The sequence below is a fragment of the Enterobacter cloacae complex sp. 2024EL-00227 genome, from assembly GCF_043945315.1.
GTDB lineage: Bacteria > Pseudomonadota > Gammaproteobacteria > Enterobacterales > Enterobacteriaceae > Enterobacter > Enterobacter roggenkampii.
The window spans coordinates 1-2,010 of record NZ_JBIMQP010000054.1 but is presented as its reverse complement, the minus strand read 5'-3'; the positions used below and the strand labels follow the sequence as shown (position 1 = coordinate 2,010).

Below are 2,010 nucleotides of genomic sequence, written 5' to 3'. Positions count from 1 at the left end.
CGATTACATTGAAGTGTTCTACAACCGGGCCCGGCGCCACAGTCACCTCGGCGGCCTCAGTCCGGAGGCCTTCGAACAGGCCTCATCGTGAGGACAGAATTTGTCTACGGGCGTGGGGTCAGTCCATCATCATCCAGCCAGAAAGTTATGGAGCCACGGTTGATGAGGGCTTTATTGTAGGTGGGCCAGTTGGTGATTTTGAACTTTTGCTTTGCCACGGAACGGTCTGCGTTGTCGGGAAGATGCGTGATCTGATCCTTCAACTCAGCAAAAGTTCGATTTATTCAACAAAGCCAAACAGAAGCCACTGGAGCACCTCAAAAACACCATCATACACTAAATCAGTAAGTTGGCAGCATCACCTTTTGCGTCTATAGTCATGATGTCAAATGAACGCGTTTCGACAGGAAATCATCATGAATAAATATCAGGCAGTTATTATTGGTTTTGGCAAGGCTGGAAAAACATTAGCCGTCACGCTGGCAAAAGCAGGTTGGCGTGTGGCTCTCATCGAACAATCAAATGCAATGTATGGCGGGACCTGTATTAATATCGGCTGTATCCCAACCAAAACATTGGTTCATGACGCACAGCAGCACACAGATTTTGTCCGTGCCATACAGCGTAAAAATGAAGTGGTTAATTTTTTACGTAATAAGAATTTTCATAATCTTGCGGATATGCCCAATATCGACGTGATCGACGGCCAGGCGGAGTTTATCAATAATCATAGCCTGCGTGTTCATCGGCCTGAGGGAAATTTGGAGATTCATGGCGAGAAAATTTTTATTAATACCGGTGCACAAGCCGTGGTTCCGCCAATTCCTGGAATTACCACCACGCCTGGTGTATATGACAGCACCGGATTACTTAATCTAAAAGAATTGCCTGGGCATTTAGGTATTTTGGGCGGCGGATATATTGGCGTTGAGTTCGCCTCTATGTTCGCTAATTTTGGCAGCAAAGTAACCATTTTAGAGGCAGCTTCGCTGTTTTTGCCTCGGGAAGATCGGGATATTGCTGATAATATCGCGACGATTTTACGCGATCAGGGCGTCGATATTATCCTCAATGCCCATGTGGAGCGAATCAGTCACCATGAAAATCAAGTGCAAGTGCATAGCGAGCACGCCCAACTGGCGGTGGATGCACTGTTAATAGCTTCCGGTCGTCAACCGGCTACCGCTTCGTTACATCCAGAAAATGCCGGTATCGCAGTAAACGAGCGCGGGGCAATTGTCGTTGACAAGCGATTACATACCACCGCAGACAATATTTGGGCGATGGGAGATGTTACCGGCGGGCTGCAATTTACTTACATATCACTGGATGATTACCGCATTGTACGTGATGAGTTACTGGGTGAAGGCAAACGTAGTACTGATGATCGGAAAAATGTGCCTTATTCCGTATTTATGACACCGCCCCTGTCCAGGGTTGGTATGACAGAAGAACAAGCCAGAGAGAGTGGTGCTGATATTCAGGTGGTGACATTGCCTGTAGCTGCAATTCCGCGCGCCAGAGTGATGAACGATACCCGTGGGGTATTAAAAGCGATTGTTGATAATAAAACCCAACGTATATTAGGAGCATCACTGCTGTGTATTGACTCCCACGAGATGATCAATATAGTGAAAATGGTGATGGATGCCGGGCTGCCTTATAGCATATTACGCGATCAGATATTTACTCATCCGTCGATGAGCGAATCACTCAATGATCTATTTTCATTAGTCAAATAAACTCAAAATCAGACGCCAGAACAAATATTCTGGCGTCTCAGAGAAAAGAATCTTATTAATTCTCTGTTACTCTATAACTTCTTAATCACTTCATTGATGGTATTTTATATGTTTAAAAAATCGGTGATGCTGCCAACTTAATGATTTAGTGTATGATGGTGTTTTTGAGGTGCTCCAGTGGCTTCTGTTTCTATCAGCTGTCCCTCCTGTTCAGCTACTGACGGGGTGGTGCGTAACGGCAAAAGCACCGCCGGACATCAGCGCTATC

Annotated in this window: 3 protein-coding genes and 1 pseudogene; 3 read left to right on the top strand and 1 reads right to left on the bottom strand. The window is 45.8% G+C overall.

All coding sequences use genetic code 11. The annotated features are described in order from the left end of the window. The coding region (locus ACHH0Z_RS25475) for an IS3 family transposase (protein WP_326491880.1) at positions 1-91 on the top strand (91 nt) is incomplete at its 5' end. Positions 92-119: 28 nt separating this feature from the next. Here the strand turns inward: ACHH0Z_RS25475 and ACHH0Z_RS25470 are convergent. Next, positions 120-263: pseudogene (locus ACHH0Z_RS25470) on the bottom strand (IS5/IS1182 family transposase); the annotation flags it as partial. Positions 264-416: 153 nt separating this feature from the next. Here ACHH0Z_RS25470 and rclA point away from each other — a divergent pair. Together rclA and ACHH0Z_RS25460 are read left to right on the top strand one after the other, a co-directional pair. Further along, positions 417-1,742, top strand: a complete 1,326-nt coding sequence (rclA, locus tag ACHH0Z_RS25465; RefSeq protein ID WP_007896426.1) for a reactive chlorine resistance oxidoreductase RclA — start codon at positions 417-419, stop codon at positions 1,740-1,742. A gap of 177 nt (positions 1,743-1,919) precedes the next feature. Beyond that, positions 1,920-2,010 (top strand): IS1 family transposase (locus ACHH0Z_RS25460; protein ID WP_304481747.1); only part of this gene is annotated, 91 nt, incomplete at its 3' end.